The organism is Moritella sp. 36, assembly GCF_018219415.1.
GTDB lineage: Bacteria > Pseudomonadota > Gammaproteobacteria > Enterobacterales > Moritellaceae > Moritella.
In genome coordinates, this window is sequence record NZ_CP056120.1 from 3658594 (window position 1) to 3676238 (window position 17645).

Here is a 17645-nt window from a genome sequence, read left to right on the forward strand (position 1 = left end):
GCGTGTCTCACATGCCGTTATTCGTGGGCAATAAAAAAGGAAGCAGCGATGCTTCCTTTTTCGTTTTAAGCTCTGTTAAACAAAATATCCAGCTATCTAATTTTAGACTTGCGGTTTTATGTGCAGGCGGAAAACCACGACTGGTGATAACGGCATCTTTACTCATACCAAGAACGACATCCCCTTTCTCTATCGCCGTTTTTTCGGATGTACAACCACTAATAACTAAAGCGATTAATGCTAAAATCCAATTACTTTTACTTTGTTTATTATTTTCATGTTTACCCTTTTTAGATTTTAAATACTTTAGCAATATCTTGTAACGACGTAGCTAACTGAGCTTGCTCTTTTGCTGTCATCGCTATTTGAGTGGCCCCCGTTGCTGACTCCAACGATTTTTGTTTTATCGTTACAACATTCTGAGCAACATCTTGTGTCACTACAGATTGCTCTTCGATCGCGGTTGCCACTTGTTCAGTCATTGAGAATATTTGATTGATGGAAACGGTTATATCCTGCAATGTTTTGGCTACAGCTTGAGAATTACTCACTGCTTCAGATGCTTTTGTCTGGCTAACTTCAATCACATTAAACGCTGCATCTGCATCGGCTTGTAGCGCACTAATAAAGCTTTCTATTTCTGCTGTTGACTCTTGAGTGCGCTTAGCTAATGTTCTCACTTCATCTGCTACGACAGCAAAACCACGTCCTTGCTCCCCGGCTCGAGCCGCTTCAATCGCTGCATTCAACGCTAATAAGTTAGTTTGGTCCGCAACAGATTTAATAACATCGACCATATTAGTAATGTTATTGCTACTCGTATGTAGATTATTAATACGCTGCGCTAATCCATCAATTTCACTCGCTAAATCTTCAATAGACAATGATGATTGCTGTACAATGTCAAAACCACTCACCGCTTGTAGATCGACTTCTTTTGCTGAATCCGCTGTCAGTTGCGTATTCTCAGCCACTTCTTTGACCGTTACAGACAATTCCTCAATTGCAGTGGCAATCAAACTAATACCATTTTGCTGTTCAGCCAATGATTTGGAGCTGTAGTCACAAGTTTGCGCCGTTTCTTCTGCCGCAGAAGCAAGCGTAATACTTGATGTTGAGATGTTATCCATCGCCCCCGCAAATTGCGATAACGTAAGGTTCAGAGCTGTTGCTATTTGTCCCAATTCACTTTCACCAGCAAGCTTTGTTTGCACTGTTAAGTCATTATTGTCACGCACCTCGGTCATCACATCCATTAGCTCATTTACTCTCGACATTAAATCTCGAATAGTAATAAAACTAATCACAGCAACAATAACAATAATCAGGACACTGAACGCGATATTCATCATCAATATTGTAACAGCACTATTACGATGACTATCAGCGAGAGTTAATAACGAGCGCTCAAGTTCGTCTTGAATGCTTTTCAGTTGGCTAATACGCGCACTGGCTTGGCTAAACCAATATTCGGCATCAACATTAAGCCCTGTCGATTTAGTCTGGGCGATATGTCTTAGCTTCATGACTTCTTTCACTGCAGGGGTATTTAACTGCTGAGCAAAAAATTTGTTATTACTGCTTGTAGAAAATGTCTTAAAATTTGAAAAATAGGTTTCTTGCTCAACCACTAATGAAATAAATTTAACAAAATTATCCGTCGAAAAATGATCTTTAGAAAACACATTGCTTAGCACTGCACGCTCTATTCCAGCACGCTCTTTACCTTGTAAAAAATTATAATATGCAATTGTTTCTGCGGTGATACTAGCATCGCTACTGATATCGACGATTAAACCAGAGACACTTAACAACTTGGCATTCAATTGTGTGTAATAACGTAACGCCGATGCTAACTCAATATTTTGAGCATCCACTTTGTTACGAATACCCGTAAGCATAGATAAATCTTGTTTAATTCTTACGTAGAGTTGCTGTATATGACTGTCTGAAAATTCATTTTGTTGCCAAAAACGCATCATTTTAGCTTGCTTCGCGTCCGTATCTGCACGTTGTTTACGTAATTTAGCGCTAAATTTGCTGCCGTTAGAGCCAATAAACCCTACAGTCATACCCCGTTCTTTTTGTAATTCATGCACTAATTCGCTGTACTGCACAGATAGGTGCGTTAATTCTGTTAACGTAGACATCTCTTTACGAGTTTCAATGCTTTGGGAGATAGAAGAAAAACTCAACCATAAAAAACCTAACATAGGCAAAGCCAATAACATAAGAATTTTATGCTTAAACGATACATCTGAAAATTTCATAACCATCCCTGAATACGTAAATAAAGTACTAAAATATATAGAATTAGAGTAAATACTATAACTATGCCAACAAATAATACCCACATATATCATACATTGTATTAATGTTTACGTAACACAGTGATAAAGATCACCTTTACTTGTTCTGGCGCAATGAAATTTGGGCGAACGATTGAATAATACGCTATTTAAATACAAGTTTTATATATAAAAGTAACTGACTGTTTTATTAATAGAAAAACCATTACGACATCCCTGTCATAGCGCTCTATTTCATACCTTAACCACAGCAAAGACAACGCCCATTATGGATTAAAAATACAGTGTCAACATCAATATTGATAAGTTAAAACTATCAAATCAAAACAATCAATCGATTAGCGCTATCCATTGGGGTTTTGCATAATAGCTACATCAAGACGAGGCAGACACTTCGTCCCCCCAAATTTGAATATAAAATAAGTGCGACAAACAAACTTCGTTTTCGCCATAACATTTTTTAAGGCTGAATTATGAATATGATAAATGTAGATGTAGCAGTAATTGGCGGTGGTACAGCAGGGCTAGGCGCATACCGTGCAGCAAAGGCTCATTCAGATAGTGTCGTGATTATCGAAGGTGGCCCTTATGGAACAACTTGTGCGCGTGTTGGCTGCATGCCATCAAAACTACTGATTGCTGCAGCCGAAAGTGTACACCACATTCAAAAGGCGCCAGGATTTGGGATTCACCCACAAGGCGAAACCGTCATTAACGGTGTAGAAGTAATGGCACGAGTTAAAAGTGAGCGCGACCGTTTTGTTGGTTTTGTCGTCGAGGGTGTTGATGAAATTCCAGCTCAAGACAAAGTGTCTGGTTATGCAAAATTCTTAAACAATACGACATTACTTGTTGATGACCATACACAGATAAATGCTAAACGTATTGTGATAGCAACAGGTTCACGTCCTGCTTATCCAGCTATATGGAACGAATTAGGCGACCGCCTTGTTATCAACGATGATGTATTTGAATGGGATGATTTACCAAAATCAATCGCGGTGTTTGGCCCTGGAGTCATAGGCCTGGAACTAGGTCAGTCATTAAAGCGCCTTGGTGTTGAAGTGATCATGTTTGGTCTTGGTGGCCAAGTCGGTCCATTAACAGACCCATCAGTCATGGCATATGCGAATAAATCATTTAATGAGGAATTCTACCTCGATGCCGATGTAAAAGTTGAAAGCATGAAACGTCAAGGTGACCATGTTGAAATTAAGTATTTAGATCATCAGCAAGCACTACAAACGGTTAATGTTGAATACGTTCTAGCAGCCACTGGACGTCGTCCAAATGTGGATAAAATTGGCCTACAAAATACCACCCTTGAACTGGATGAACGCGGAGTACCAACGGCAGATTATTACACCATGCAAACATCCGTAGAAAGTATCTTTATTTCGGGTGATGCAAGTAATCAAATCCCGCTATTGCACGAAGCAGCCGACCAAGCCCGTATTGCCGGTGATAACGCAGGACGTTTCCCACAAATCAGAGCCGGATTACGTCGCTCCGTTATATCAGCGGTATTTACAGACCCGCAGATTGCTATGGTAGGTGAAACATATAAACAGATCATCGAACGACTAGGTAACTGTGGTTGTTTTGAAACGGGGACTGTATCATTCGAAAACCAAGGCCGATCACGTGTAATGCTACGTAATAAAGGTTTGTTACATGTATATGCAGAACACGGAACAGGTCTTTTCTTAGGGGCTGAAATGATTGGTCCTGATGCCGAACATCTAGCGCACTTATTAGCATGGGCACATCAACAAAAAATGACCGTATCAGAAATGCTAGATATGCCATTTTATCACCCCGTTATTGAAGAAGGTGTAAGAACAGCGCTACGAGACCTCAATGCAAAACTGCATTTAGGCCCAGATATGATTAAGCATTGTATGGATTGTGGTCCAGGTTGCTAGTTAAAACTTAAGCGCTTAAGCAAATACTAAGTTTGGCGTGCAAGGCTTGCAACTAAACTGTCACGATAACGTATAGTCGCTTTTAGCGTGTTATACAGCGCAGTAGTATATGACTGACTATGTTGCTCAACATAGTCAGTCATACGTTTAATTTGTTCATTTAACTCTCTAATGATCAACTGTGTTTTTTCTTGTTCCGAACACGTCTCATCTAAGTGTTGTCTTTCTTTACTATCCATAGCTACTGTCTCCATCCTTGTTAATTTAACCATTCCTGAACAGTTACCACTAACTTTAATATCTAAGTTATCTCATTCAAAATCGAAGGTTAATAGCAAAGTATTATATTAAATACAATTTATCAATATGTTTATATCTCACCATCCAATTAACAAGGGATATCTCGCTTTCCAGCGAGAATAACCTGTTCTGATACTTGCTTATACAAACCTTTTAGCAATATCCAACGATGCCAATACAAAGGAATGGTGAGTTGTATATCAGTCAACTTAACTAATTGACCCGATGCGAGTTCATCTTTGATTTGTAACTCTGGGATCAAACAATATGCCACACCTGCATTAGCCATTGCGACAAAAGCTTCTGACGAGCGCACAATATGACAAGGGTAACTGCCACCAGCCAAACTAAAATGTTGTTGAATAAACTTAATGTGCATGTCATCTTTATGATCAAATGACACCGCTGGTGCTTTACGCAGGGCTTTCTGAGTTATACCTTCAGGTAAATACTGTCGCACAAACGCTGGCGTTGCCACTAAGGCATAGTTCAGCTCACCCAATAACGTTGATTCACAACCCGGCAATGGCTTCTTTTGTAAACTCAGCGCACCAAACGCCTCTCCAGCTTTCACTTTTTCAAGCGTTCTAGCCTCATCCATTATCTGTAAATTCAGTTCAATCGGATATTGCTTTAACAACGGTGCCAAGGCAGGAATAAACCAGGTAGCTAAACTATCAGCATTCACTGCAATGGCCATCACCACAGCCTTATCAGTCGATGCCGCACTGATACTCGGTAATAATTCAGCTTCTAGGTGCTGCACTTGTTTATAATGTTTTAATAAGCGCTGGCCAATATCGGTCGCCACAATCGGTTGGCTACGGATCAACACTGGCTGTGCCACATATTCTTCTAACGACTTGATACGCTGTGATACTGCTGGCTGTGAAATACACAAAACATTGGCTGCTCGTTCAAAGCTTTGCTGCTCTATCACCACTTGCAAAGCATGTAATAATTTATAATCCACTGCGCACTATCCCTTCTTTATGATTCCAATATTGAGCATTCATCATGACAATTCTGAACGCTCAACACGCCATATAAGTTTAACTAATCAAGTATAAAAAACATTAATTATACTTATAACTTAATTTTTTGTAATCTCGACAGCCTATTTTCTAGAGGTTCATTATGTTAACAGCAACAATTCAAGGGCTACTGCTTGGCGGTAGTATGATCATCCCTATCGGCGCGCAAAATGCGTATATTTTAAATCAGGGGATCAAACGTAACCATCATTTTTTAACCGCTAGTATCTGCATTATTTGTGATGCCTTACTAATCAGTGCTGGTGTGTTTGGTGCGGGTAGTTTGTTGGCATTAAATCCCGATTTACTACAAATAATAACTTGGGGTGGCATAGCGTTTTTATCGACTTATGGCGCAATGTCATTTCGCAGTGCATGGCAATATCAATACGGAAAAACCGAGTTAGATGGCATCCATAAATCCCGTAAAATGGTGGTAATGGCAACGCTAGCGGTCACCTTACTTAACCCGCATGTGTATTTAGATACTGTGGTTGTGTTAGGGAGTGTCGGTAATCAATTTAGTGGCGATAACCGATTAGCTTTTGCCGCGGGGACGATTTTAGCCTCAATCTTGTGGTTTTATGGCCTAGCCTTTAGCGCAGCTAAGTTTTCGAACTGGCTCAACCACCCCAAAATACAACGTGTTATCGACATCACGGTCGGCTGTATTATGTGGTTAATCGCCAGTAGTCTGTATCGCAACCTCGCATGATCTAAGCATCGATTACGTATTGTTTGGCTTGTTGTTTTAATAGTTTTGAAAACAGCAAGCCAGCAGGGCCTAAGGTTTTTTTATTGGCGTATACCAAGTATAACGACAAATCAAAGCGCACATGATCTTCAATGATAAGTTCCACCAGCTCACCATTCGCTAATTCATCTTGGATGCGGCTAATGGGTAAAGTCGCATGTCCAACCCCCAGTTTAATCAAACTAAGTGATTCATGAAAATTATTCACCGTCCAACGCTGCTGCGAGCCTAACCAACCTGCATCAACACTACGATACGTACTCGAATCACTCATCACAATTTGGGCATGGGGTTTTAATTCTGCAAGCGTTAATGGTCGATTTAACAAGGCTAACGGATGCTGGTGATGTACAAAACGTGATAACTGCCCATGACACAATTTTTCTCCCGTAAATCCAGTGGGAATTCGACTGCTAATAATCAGGTCTGCCGTGCCATAGGTCGCAGCGTCCGTCACCCCTGATAACGTACCTTGCTGAAAATCAATGCTGGTCACCGTGCATTGCTGAGCAAATAAGGCCAGAACCTCAGTTAACAATTGCGGTGGAAAAAGTTGCGTCGTCATCACTTTTAGCAACGGTTCCCAACCTGCACTATACTCCCCCGCCAATTGCTCGATACTTGCCGCTTGCATTAATAACTCATCCGCTTGGATCAACATCTTCTTACCCATATCTGTGACGACTGCGCGACGACCCTGTTGTTCAAATAAACGCACACCCAGATTCTCTTGCAGCTTTTGGATAGCATAACTAATCGAACTTTGACTTTTAATTAAGTAATCAGCCGCCCCCTGAAAACTGCCCTGATCGACTACGACCTTAAAGATATACCATTGTTCTAAACTCACCGTTGGCACTTTCATCATGATCCTTAACACGTATATAAAATAGCTGTTTTAATTCATCTAAAATTTCGATGATATAGATTTTATTTACCCGGTTAATTAATTTTTAAATTCCCGTAAGCTTACTCTACAACATAAACGAGGAATCGAAAAATGAAAATATTACACATAGACAGTAGCCTGCAAGGCAGCAATTCAACATCATCAAAGATTGCAAAAAAACTAATCGACGAATTAGATGTGAACAATGCTCAACAGCAACAAATCACCTATCGAGATCTCAATGTATCGCAAGTTCCACACTTAACCGACGCTATTTTTAGTGCGTTCCACACACCCGAAGCAGAGCGTACAATAGAACAACAAGCAGCGGCTGCAATATCAGACCAATTAATTGATGAAGTAAGTAACAGTGATATCTTAATTATCGCCGTTCCTATGTATAACTTTGGTGTACCCTCAACCCTGAAAGCTTGGATTGACCACATCGCACGTGCAGGTAAGACATTTGCCTACACATCAGAAGGCCCAAAACCATTACTGAAAATGCCAAAAACTTATGTGATAGCAACCCGCGGTGGTATGTATGCCAACACACCAGCAGATACTCAAGCGCCTTGGTTAGAACAAGTACTTAAGTTTATCGGTATACCAGAAGTCGAGTTTATCTTTGCAGAAGGCCTAGCGATGAACTCGGCAGATGATGTATTAAACAACGCAGATACACGAATTAGCGAATTACTGAGTGCTTAACGGGTATACCCAAACTACTTCAAAATGCTATATCAGCGAGCCTCCTGTAGGACAAGCCGAAAGAAGGTATCTTCGGCGTTATTAAGCCTTGATTTAGAACAACTAAATCTTTGACTTAATACATTGAATATACTAACTTTTCTGTTTTATGATTGTGCATTTTGAAGTAGCTTGGGTATTAATTGTTCACTATACTTTGCGCTTATAGCGAAAAAGGCAGATAATCAGCCCACCTATCCAAACGGGTTACCGACTCGTTTGGATATATTCCTATAACACCATGACAAAAGTTGAACATAAATGCGTTTAGATAAGTTTATTTGCCAAAGTACTAACCTGACCCGTACCCTTGCCAAGCGTGAGATTGCACGCAGCAACGTGAAAATTGATGGCGAAGTTGTACGTAAAGCAGACCATAAAGTAACAGCAGACATGGATGTTTGGTTTGGTGGTAAATCATTAAGCCAACGCCCACCGCGTTATATCATGATGCATAAACCATTAGATGTAATTTGCTCAACCGTAGATGAAGAACACCAATCAGTGATCAGCCTGATCGAAGCAGACAAGCGTGACGAATTGCATATCGCTGGTCGCCTTGATGTTGATACCACTGGTTTAGTATTGATCACCGATGATGGCCAATGGTCACACCGCGTTACATCACCTAAGCGTGAGTGCAACAAGCGCTACCGTGTTCAACTTGCCGATCCAATTGCACCAACAGCAGTAGCTGATTTCGAAGCCGGTATCCAGCTGCGTAGCGAAGACAAACCTTGCCTACCTGCTAAATTAGAGATCTTAAGCGAAAAAGAAGTACTGCTTACCATCCAAGAAGGCAAATACCACCAAGTTAAACGTATGTTTGCTAGCCAAGGTAATCGCGTTGTAGGTTTACACCGTGAACAGATTGGTGCGATTGTACTAGACCCTGCACTAGAGCTAGGTGAATGGCGTTTCTTAACAGATGAAGAAGCTGCAAGCATCTAATCGTTTAGTTACACAATGAAAAAGCCCACATTCATCATCTTAATGTGGGCTTACTTATTGACGTGAACACTTATCTATTCACTATCTAGCGCCGTCACTTTATACGCACAACGCCTTGCTCCTTCGACAATATGCTCTTCTCGCTCAACTGTCGCAATGCCGACCAACAAGGTTTGAAATAAATTCAATTCTGAACGGCAAAAATTAAGACATCTCGATGCAGCTGCACAAATGGGGCAATGGTTTTCCATTAACCAATACACAGTATTTTTATCATCGATGTCGCTATCAACAACCACTGTCGCCATGTAGCCCTCTTCACTGCGCAACTCAGCTAGCGCTTCAAGTTTACCCAATAAATCGGGTTTACTCGCCAGCCTGTCGCTATAAAGCGCCAATGACATTTGTTCTCGATGCGCGATAAGTTGCTCAAGCCCTTCATCACCAAAAATTACTTTGACTGAATCGATCAGCTGTACCGAGAGTTCCTCGTGACGGTCTGAAAAGTGACTATTACTCTGCGTTGTCAGTGACCAATATCTGGTTGGACGACCTCGCACGGCCTTTTTATCTTCAAAGCTGATGTCACCGCCATCTTCCAACGCTTGCAAATGTTGGCGTACTCCCATGGTCGTTAAACCTAATTCACTAGCAAGTACTTTAGCGGTCAACGCACCCTCAACTTTTAACAGGCTAAGAATTTTCTCACTGGTTTTTTCTTTCATTTTGACTCCGCGTTACCTGACGACAGGCACATTCGACGTGCCTTCAGATGCTTTCAGATGCTTTCATACTGAGTATTATTACCGATACAAATATTAAGTAAACTTTTTTATTTACTTTATTTTAGCTTTGACCTTTACAATCTTAAGTAAAGGGTTTACTTTATTAAATAATTAATAAATAAAAAGGTTTACTTAACATGGAATTAGTTATTATTAGTGGTAGTCAGCGACATCATTCTGAAAGTGCAAAAGTAGCGGCTTACATCGCCAGCGCAGCAAACCAATTTAAAACAGTTCAACATATCGAGCTGTGTAAATACCAACTACCCTTTTGGGATGGTGATAATGAAAGTAAATCAGCGCCAGGCTGTGATTGGCCACTGATCAGTGAAGCAATAATGCAAGCAGATGCATTGGTGCTAATCACTCCAGAGTGGGATGGGATGGCAACACCCATTTTGAAGAACTTTTTAATGATGTGTGAGCATAAAGAAACAGCACATAAACCGGCACTACTTGTTTCTGTTGTCAGTGGCATTAATGGTGCGAATCCCATCGCCGAATTAAGAATGAATGGCTGTAAAAATAATAAGTTAGTGGCGATACCAGATCACTTAATCATTCGTAACGTAGGCGATGTATTAAATGCAGGTACGGATAATATGCCAATCAGCGAACGTGACGACAGTATTAGACATCGTATTGGTTACAGCCTGCATACATTACATCAATACGGCCATGCATTAGGACAAGTTCGTCAGTTACAACAACAGCAACCTTATTCCCAGCAAGAAAAATACAGTTACGCAATGTAAGCACAAATATTTATAACAACAATATTTATAACAACAATAAAAGGATATTATTATGATACATCTTGAGCATGTGAATTTAATCGTACGCGACATCGAAGAAACACTCACTTTTTATCGTGCCGCATTTCCGCATTGGTCAGTGCGTGGGGGTGACAAAGGAGAATGGTCAGGAAAACCAAGAAACTGGATCCATTTTGGTGATGATTATCAATATTTAGCTTTTGGTGATAACGGTGTCGGTGAAAATCGCGACTTAGCTGGGCACCAAGTAGGTCTTGCTCATTTCGCCTATGTTACCGACGATATTACAGGCGTTATAAAACGTCTAGCCGATGCCGGTTTTAGCATTGCAAAAGATGGAATGGACGATGAATATCGCCAAAATATTTACTTCCTAGACCCCAATGGGTACGAAGTTGAGTTTGTACAATATAATACTGATGTACCCAATTTAAGAAATCGCTATTAACCTCTACTAAGTGCGCTCATTTAACGCGTAATAAGCGCACTTAAGTCAAAACAAAAGCATACATAATTATTAAATCGGTTTAATAACGGTAAGTTAAACCCATTATAGTTTCGTGATGTTAACTATCAGTTTTGTGATGAGCCTCTAAATATAAATCTGAAACTTTGCATAACATCAAAAAATAAGTAACTATGAGCCTAATATTAAGCGGCATAATGATCTCACAATACAGTCATGATGAAACCAAAACTTCACACTCTCCGTAGTGCGGTCATGCTACCGTTCACATTATTGCTTTTACTTACAGTTGGCATCATAACGCTAGTTCAAAATAACAGTTACGAAAGAATGCAGTCAAAGATTAGCGCTAAATTGCTAACTTCATACTCAGAAAATATTAAAACTAATCTCGATCATTTTTTAGAGCAGCCTTTCGACACAACGCTCGCTATCGCAGACAATATTCAACGTAATCAACTCTACCAGGCATCAGATCTAACCAAAGTAGAAGATTATCTACACTCTGCTATCAGCGATATCTACTATCAACAAAAACAAATCAGTACCATCTCATTTGGTAGTGAAAATAAAGATTATGTCGGGTTTCGTAAAAACGAAGATCAAGATGTTTCGTTGATTTTACAAGATAAGCGTACTAACTATGAGCTAGAGTTTTATCATGGGGAGAGCAGTGATGATATTGTCGATTATAGTATCAGTAATTACGACCCAACAATTCGACCATGGTACGCCCCCTTCGCAAAAGAAAAAGCCGCAGGATGGGCGAAGATATACAGTAATGCCGATGAAAAAAATACCTTTACCATTTCCAGTATTTCACCAGTAATAAATGACGACACATTAGTTGGCATCGTTGCTACTGACATCAATCTTCGCCATTTGTCTCATTTTATAGAACCTGAAAACCACCATTTCAAAGGCATTACTTACATCACTGATAATCAAAATAAACTCATTGCGAGCTCACTCAAAGCATCGTTAACAGATAATGATAATAACCGCATCCAAGCAAAAGAAAGTCACAATGCTGTTATTGCTGCTAATGGTCTATATATTGCCAATAGACAATTGCAGAATAAACATGCGCCAGCGACGTTTGAATTTGACCAAAATGGTATTCGTTACTTTAGCCGTATTACCGCTTACAGCAACAATAATTTACAATGGTTTATTATCGTTACTTTACCAGAAAATGTATTACTCGATGGGCTACCGAATCAACAACGCTTAGGTTTAGTAGCCGCACTGACACTGGCCTTTTTTGGCCTATTAATGGGTTTATATTTACTGCGTATTATTACCCAACCCATTATGGATATTGCCGCAATATCACAGCAACTTGATCATAATAACTGGGATGTAACGATTAGAGAAGACATCAAACTCCATGAGACGACCCAACTTATTTCTACCTTCAAATCGATGTCATCCCGTTTAGAAAGCTCATTTACTACATTACATAAACAACTACTGTTTGACAGTCTTACTGGCTTATTAAGTCGTGATGGCTTTGTTGAAAAGTTGAATAATCCGATTTCGCAACAACAAGGTATCCTTGTCTTGCTAGGACTACGTTCATTTCGTCACACCAATAACAGCTTAGGTCAAAACAAGAGTGATCAGTTACTTATTACTATAGCCTCACGTTTACAAAAAAACGTGGCAGACAACGTAACCATTAGCCGTATTGATAAAGATACTTTTGCCGTATTCACCCCGAACTTCCAAGATCTAGAGCACAGCCATGCGTTTGCCGAAAACCTATTAACCGACTTTAATCGCCCCTTCACGATTAATGATACAGAAGTATTAGTGGGCGCTAACGCAGGCATAATGAGTGGTAAGTTCCACGACATAGACATGGATGAATGGCTACGTAACTCAAGTCTCGCATTAACCTACGCGGTAAAACAAGAACAAATACAGCGTTGTCACTATCAAGAATACATGATAACAGCCTCGCAAGAGCAAACCCGATTAACCACAGATTTACAACGTGCGATCACCAACAATGAATTTGCCGTGTACTACCAGCCAGTGATTGATCTAACAAACAACACAATTGCAGGTGCAGAAGCCTTGGTTCGATGGCACAGTCCAATTCGTGGCATCGTATCACCGCTAGATTTCATCCCAGTAGCAGAAGACACGGGGATGATTGTCGACATAGGCAAACAGATCTTATTACAGGCATGTTCAGATACTAAATCACAAATAGAGCGTGGTCAGTGGCCAGTAAACTTTGCGTTACACGTGAATATGTCTGTACGTGAATTACTGCACCCTGATTATATCTCAACAGTAAAAAAGATCTTGGCGAACACTCAACTGCCCGCCGCCAATTTAACACTCGAAATAACCGAATCGCGGTTAGTCAGTCAACCATTACTCACCAATCAACTGCTTGGCCAATTACGCAGTTTAGGCATACAGATTGCGATTGATGATTTTGGTACGGGTTATTCCTCCCTTGCCTACCTCACTCAATTGCAGTTTGATGCATTAAAAATTGATCGTTCCTTTGTCAGCCAAATGCTAAATAGTGAAAGCCACGCGGCTATCGTGGCCGCTATTACAACGATGACAAGTAAGTTCAATGCTGAAATTGTTGCCGAAGGTGTCGAAACCGCCGAACAAGCTCAACATTTAAAACAACTGGGCTGTCGTTATGCACAAGGTTTTTATTATTCTCGCCCGAAACCATTAGCTGAGTGGGATACAGAGAATACTTCTACCGATTCGTAGCAGTGACTAACAGAAAGAAAACACCATAAGCAACAAAACCCCTTTATGTTACCTCCTTGTAATTAGTCTTATTCATCCAAAACACACCAATAGAGCAATTCACCAGAATTACCTTATTCACGACATATAAAACCAACACCAGCATGAGTCACACCTGTAAGCTCAACCACACACCAAGATCACAAAGTGATCACATATGGGACCATGTGTCACGAAATGACGTGATATTAAGTGATAACGTGATCTACGCTGAAAAAAACATTAAACAAATGCGATAGCCTTCAAATCCAATAACAATTAATTAACATTCGAAATCGTCAATAACAGTTGTTCGATTACGATATATAATGCTTGGAGCTACAAATGCGCACTATTTTTACACTACTAATATCTGCACTTAGTTTTAACTGTTTTGCCCTCGATAGCACTTATTTACAATGCTATGGTGTGAAAGACAGTTTCGCGTCACGCTCAGATTTAATTAAGAAATCATGGGCAGTCAACCCTAACAACCAATACTTGAAACTTGACGGTTACTGGAAAGACAATAGTTATAATGCCGATACCGAAAACTACTTTATCGTGAAAGCCATTGATTCAGTACCAGTCACTTCTGAGCAAGTACACAGTGTATTAACCAGCATGTGTAGTAATACGCTAGTCAACAAGTATTCCGACGAATTTATTAGCAATATCACTTATTTTGCTTCAAACAATTCTTACGGTTTTGAATACCCAGTCATAACCGAAGCTGATGCGCTAGCAATCAACAATACCGAATTACCCGTCGCGTATAACAACATGCTGCGTTATGCGTTTGCATCAAGTTATGTCTACAGCACAGAGCAAGGGGCAGATCCTTTCTCATTTACTGACAACGCAACATTCCAGCAATTAATGGTCGATTCCAACAGCGCCGAGCTGAATATTATTGCAACTTATGCGGGTGATAGCGGTGTTCACGGTGTGGCGATTAAAGTACCTGCAGTGCCAAGTAAAAACCTAAAAGAAGAAATCATTATTTCCTTTAAAGGTACTAGCAGTGGTAATGATGTGATGCAAGATGCCGAGCTCATGCTTGCTAACCTCTCTGAAACGGATGAAGACTGGCAGGCTGAAGCATATCAGTTTACTCAACAGATCCTAGCGCAATACCCCGCTAACACAGCGTCGTTAACCCGTGGTTATAAAGCATCGTCAGCAGCAAAGACCTATAACATTGTACTCACAGGTCACTCACTTGGTGCGTATACCGCGATTGATGCAGGCGTGAGAACTGGCGTTTTAACACGGGTGTTCTCATCTCCAGCAACGCGTATCATTGAAAAATACATTCATGCGTTTGCCAATAAAATGCGTTACAACAACGTGATTAATATGGTACGAGAAAAAGATCCAGTCGCGACTATGTCGGGCCGTCATAACGAAAACATGATTTATTTCCCGAAAGCCGCAGGTTTAAACCCAGCCGACAGCCATTACTTAACGCCATTTATTAACGACATCTTAATGCCACTGGCAAACGGTCAAGTAACCGCAGCCAACAAGGACAGTCATGTTTATATCACTCCTGACGCCACACTTGGCGCAGGCTTAACAGAATCAGTTAATATTTGGGATCATACAAATTAATTGACTTGAAACCAATCAATATAATAGCTTGGCATAACATCAAACTCACGGCTTAAATCAGCAACCACAGACGCTGTAATCACATCGTCTTTGGTCGCCATTTTTGCGGTAAGACTAGATATGCCTGCTGTATTAGCCCCACTATTATACTTAAACCTACAAACCCCCACTTAATTGAAGAACATTAATATGGAGAAGGAGCGTGTTAATAAGGTTAAATGTGATTACAGGTCCAGTTTTATGGACGATAAATTGTTAACTTAACTGTGTTTTCTGTTGTGGTGAATGTCGAGTGTCAAATAAGTTTAAAATTATAGCCAGTGTCATTTTAGGCTGCGTGATAGCAACAACATTCACAGTACGTGAAATATGTCGAGATTGGCTTTTAGACTCCGCTCGTGAACAAGCGGAAAACCAATTACTCACCTACGTAGTGGATATTCGACGAGTACTCGCTAGCTACAAATACCTTCCCTACCTTATAACAGAACAAGAAAGTGTCACTGCAGTGCTCACTAACGCCCAAGCGTCAATGACACCGCTGAAACGCACATTAACGCAGTTTGATAAAGCGGCCAATACCAAGGGCTGGTATTTACTTAAACCGGATGGTTCGCTATTAATATCGAGCCGCCATAATGCCAATTGGGATGCGCATAAAGCGGCAAACATTACCGCTAATCTACGTAATAAAAACGGTGAATTAGATAATGACAAAGGCGTATTAACATCCAGCTATATTGCCAATGGCACGGCTAATTATTATTTAAGTTTACCGATCAACCACAACGGCAAACTGATTGGAATTGCAGTTATTGAAGTCGACTTAACCGCATTAAGTGAACCTTGGCTTGCCGCCAATGAATTTATTCTCATTAGTAATACTAAAGACCAGTTCTTTTTGTCTAGTCATCCACAGATTTCGGCGACAGAAATGAATAAGCGAGGAACGAACGGTATTAAAGCTCGCCAACTCAGCAATGACGCGAATATCTTTCACTGGAAAATTAATAATAACGATTATCAAGTGCAGCAAGTTCAACTGGACGATCTAAAGTGGCATATTTATTACCTAACACCCTTAAGTAATCTATATAAAACCGTTGATATAGCCGGATTTATTACCGCTATTTTAATGTCACTATTACTGTCAATTCTACTATACCGCCATGAACGTAGGCAAAAACTCTATTCGAAAGCCGCATTAAAACAGATGATTACAGGGACGAATGTCGGGTTAGTCTTACTGAATGACGATCGCAGTATCAGTTATATTAATCCAACCGCAATGCATTATTTTGGGTTGAACAATGATGATGACAAAAGCTTATATGCGAGCCAGCTACTCAGCCAACAACATGATAATAAAAAAATCATCGAACAATTAAATGATCTATCAGTGATTCCAACCCTGACCGGCATTGAAGTTTTCGCGCATAATCATCAGGGACATAGCTTTCCCGCGTTACTGTCTATCACCCCACTAGCTTGGTCACAACAGCGTGGTTCGCTAATGACATTTGTTGATATCAGCAAACGTAAACGCGCAGAACACGCACTTTCACAAGCCAATGCACAACTGGAAACGCGAGTACAAGAGACAACTGCAAAACTTTACACTGCCCAAGAAGAATTATTGCTAAGCAGTAAGATGGCTGCTCTCGGTCGTATGTCCAGCGCAATCAACCACGAGTTAAATCAACCACTCACTGGCATCAGAACCTTACTATCAAGTAATATGTTATTTTTGGAGCAAGGGAATACCAAGGTACTGCGTTCCAACATGGCTTTAATCGATAAGCTCGTTACACGTATGTTATCGATGACGGCACAGCTTAAAGTATTTGCCTTCAATCGTCCTGAGCGCTTAATTGCAACGTCAATAACCGACATATTAACAGAGGTATTCACGCTCCAAGAGTCTAAACTAGCCAGTATTGATATTAAGGTTGATGTGCCTGACTCTCTGCCACAAGTCTTAGCTGAGCCGCATCGATTACATCAAGTATTTGCAAACTTAATCAGTAATGCAGCCGCAGCGATGCAACATACTTCACAGCCACAATTATTCATTAACGCAAGTTTAATTAAAGGCATTATTTACATCAAGGTCACTGATAATGGCTCAGGCGTGGATGATGACGCGTTAGCACATTTATTCGAACCTTTTTATACCAGCAAAAAAATCGGCGAAGGGCTTGGGCTCGGCCTCGCAATAACCGCCAATATCATGCGCGATATGCAAGGTGAAATCACGACTCATAACAACCTGCATCAAGCAGGAATGACCTTTACACTCTCGCTTCAGGCCAGTAGTAGCTATTAA

At 40.4% G+C, this 17645-nt stretch carries 15 protein-coding genes; 9 read left to right on the plus strand and 6 right to left on the minus strand.

Going from position 1 to position 17645, the window contains the following annotated elements:
* Positions 1–7 precede the first annotated feature (7 nt).
* Positions 8–313 carry a hypothetical protein gene (locus tag HWV03_RS16130; RefSeq protein ID WP_211680391.1) on the minus strand — a complete coding sequence of 102 codons (306 nt, stop codon included), beginning with the start codon at positions 311–313 and terminating at the stop codon, positions 8–10.
* A complete protein-coding gene (locus HWV03_RS16135; protein WP_211676825.1) occupies positions 291–2270 on the minus strand; it encodes a methyl-accepting chemotaxis protein in 1980 nt (659 codons plus the stop codon). Before HWV03_RS16135 ends, HWV03_RS16130 begins: the two co-directional genes overlap by 23 nt.
* A 512-nt stretch (positions 2271–2782) precedes the next feature.
* On the opposite strand from HWV03_RS16135, the gene HWV03_RS16140 reads away from it, so the two are divergent.
* Complete coding sequence (locus HWV03_RS16140) at positions 2783–4234, plus strand: dihydrolipoyl dehydrogenase (protein ID WP_211676826.1); 1452 nt, start codon at positions 2783–2785, stop codon at positions 4232–4234.
* 26 nt (positions 4235–4260) lie between these two features.
* Here HWV03_RS16140 and HWV03_RS16145 read toward each other — a convergent pair whose 3' ends face one another.
* Complete coding sequence (locus HWV03_RS16145; RefSeq protein WP_255546877.1) at positions 4261–4473, minus strand: hypothetical protein; 213 nt, start codon at positions 4471–4473, stop codon at positions 4261–4263.
* Between the two features lie 149 nt (positions 4474–4622).
* Positions 4623–5507, minus strand: coding sequence for a LysR family transcriptional regulator ArgP (locus tag HWV03_RS16150; RefSeq protein ID WP_211676828.1), 885 nt, complete (start codon positions 5505–5507; stop codon positions 4623–4625).
* Between the two features lie 164 nt (positions 5508–5671).
* Here HWV03_RS16150 and lysE point away from each other — a divergent pair, with 164 nt between their 5' ends.
* Complete coding sequence (gene lysE / locus HWV03_RS16155) at positions 5672–6283, plus strand: L-lysine exporter (RefSeq protein WP_211676829.1); 612 nt, start codon at positions 5672–5674, stop codon at positions 6281–6283.
* Between the two features lies 1 nt (position 6284).
* On the opposite strand, the gene HWV03_RS16160 is transcribed toward lysE, so the two are convergent.
* A complete protein-coding gene (locus HWV03_RS16160; RefSeq protein WP_211676830.1) occupies positions 6285–7187 on the minus strand; it encodes a LysR family transcriptional regulator in 903 nt (300 codons plus the stop codon).
* Positions 7188–7322: 135 nt separating this feature from the next.
* On the opposite strand from HWV03_RS16160, the gene HWV03_RS16165 reads away from it, so the two are divergent.
* Together HWV03_RS16165 and rsuA are read left to right on the plus strand one after the other, a co-directional pair.
* Complete coding sequence (locus HWV03_RS16165) at positions 7323–7922, plus strand: FMN-dependent NADH-azoreductase (protein ID WP_211676831.1); 600 nt, start codon at positions 7323–7325, stop codon at positions 7920–7922.
* Positions 7923–8222: 300 nt separating this feature from the next.
* Positions 8223–8912 carry a 16S rRNA pseudouridine(516) synthase RsuA gene (gene rsuA, locus HWV03_RS16170; protein WP_211672537.1) on the plus strand — a complete coding sequence of 230 codons (690 nt, stop codon included), beginning with the start codon at positions 8223–8225 and terminating at the stop codon, positions 8910–8912.
* A gap of 74 nt (positions 8913–8986) precedes the next feature.
* Here the strand turns inward: rsuA and HWV03_RS16175 are convergent, their stop codons facing one another.
* Entirely contained in the window at positions 8987–9637 is a 651-nt protein-coding gene (locus tag HWV03_RS16175; RefSeq protein WP_211676832.1) for a helix-turn-helix transcriptional regulator, read from the minus strand.
* Positions 9638–9834: 197 nt separating this feature from the next.
* On the opposite strand from HWV03_RS16175, the gene HWV03_RS16180 reads away from it, so the two are divergent.
* The 5 genes from HWV03_RS16180 (at position 9835) to HWV03_RS16205 (ending at position 17645) form a co-directional block, all read left to right on the plus strand.
* A complete protein-coding gene (locus HWV03_RS16180) occupies positions 9835–10452 on the plus strand; it encodes an NADPH-dependent FMN reductase (RefSeq protein WP_211676833.1) in 618 nt (205 codons plus the stop codon).
* A gap of 52 nt (positions 10453–10504) precedes the next feature.
* The gene (locus HWV03_RS16185; protein WP_211676834.1) at positions 10505–10921 is read left to right on the plus strand and encodes a VOC family protein; all 417 of its coding nucleotides are present in this window, start codon (positions 10505–10507) and stop codon (positions 10919–10921) included.
* Positions 10922–11269: 348 nt separating this feature from the next.
* Positions 11270–13687, plus strand: coding sequence for a bifunctional diguanylate cyclase/phosphodiesterase (locus tag HWV03_RS16190; RefSeq protein WP_255546878.1), 2418 nt, complete (start codon positions 11270–11272; stop codon positions 13685–13687).
* Positions 13688–14050: 363 nt separating this feature from the next.
* The gene (locus tag HWV03_RS16195; RefSeq protein WP_211676836.1) at positions 14051–15319 is read left to right on the plus strand and encodes a lipase family protein; all 1269 of its coding nucleotides are present in this window, start codon (positions 14051–14053) and stop codon (positions 15317–15319) included.
* A 292-nt stretch (positions 15320–15611) separates the two neighbouring features.
* Positions 15612–17645 carry a sensor histidine kinase gene (locus tag HWV03_RS16205; RefSeq protein WP_211676837.1) on the plus strand — a complete coding sequence of 678 codons (2034 nt, stop codon included), beginning with the start codon at positions 15612–15614 and terminating at the stop codon, positions 17643–17645.